This is a genomic window from Neobacillus drentensis, from assembly GCF_036966985.1.
GTDB lineage: Bacteria > Bacillota > Bacilli > Bacillales > Cytobacillaceae > Neobacillus > Neobacillus drentensis_E.
On sequence record NZ_JBALSN010000453.1, the window covers coordinates 5,137 to 6,012 of the forward strand.

Consider the following 876-nt stretch of genomic DNA (forward strand, 5'->3'; position numbering starts at 1 on the left):
CGGAAAAGCATGCCGATATAAAGGAACATGAATTAATTGAAGCAAAACGGCGCTTAGAACAGGCCGCACCAGAAATACAAAAATCAGCTGCTAAACTCACGAATAAAAAAACGAAGAAACAAACGTATATGCCTGGAGATGAGGTAAAGGTACTTACCTTTGATCAAAAAGGCACACTGGTTGAAAGAGTTTCTTCGAATGAATGGCTGGTACAAATCGGAATTCTCAAAATGAAAGTAAAAGAAAAAGATATGGAATATATGAGCACCCCAAAACAGGTTGAAACCAAGCCGATGGCGATTGTAAAAGGCCGGGATTCATATGTTAAACTGGAATTAGACCTTCGCGGGGAGAGGTATGAAGATGCTCTTCTTAAGGTGGAAAAATATATTGATGATGCGCTGCTTTCTAGTTATCCACGTGTATCGATCATCCACGGTAAAGGAACGGGTGCGCTGCGACAGGGTGTACAGGAATACTTAAGAAACCATCGATCTGTTCAAAAAATTCGCTTTGGAGAAGCTGGGGAAGGCGGATCAGGCGTAACCATCGTAGAGTTTAAATAAAGTCCGGGGAGTTTTGGCAATGGACCAGTTTTGGGAGAACGAATATATTCAAATAGCCGCTAATTATAGTGTTGTCATTTTATGTTTGGTCGTCTTTTTAGCTATTTTTGAAATGGTGACGAAATATAAAAATTGGGAAGAAATCAAAAAAGGAAATGTGGCTGTGGCGATGGCGACTGGAGGGAAAATATTGGGGGTGGCCAATATCTTCCGCTGTACAATCGAGCAGAACAATTCGCTGCTTTCCATGATTGGCTGGGGAATTTATGGATTTTTGTTATTAATTATTGGGTATTTTATCTTTGAATTT

Annotated in this window: 2 protein-coding genes; both read left to right on the forward strand. The window is 40.1% G+C overall.

Features of this window, described 5'->3' with window-relative positions; translation table 11 throughout:
• Positions 1–566: Smr/MutS family protein (locus tag V7659_RS25075; RefSeq protein WP_335542837.1), on the forward strand; the 566-nt coding region annotated here is incomplete at its 5' end.
• A gap of 19 nt (positions 567–585) precedes the next feature.
• A partial coding sequence (locus V7659_RS25080; RefSeq protein ID WP_335542838.1) for a DUF350 domain-containing protein occupies positions 586–876 on the forward strand: 291 nt, incomplete at its 3' end.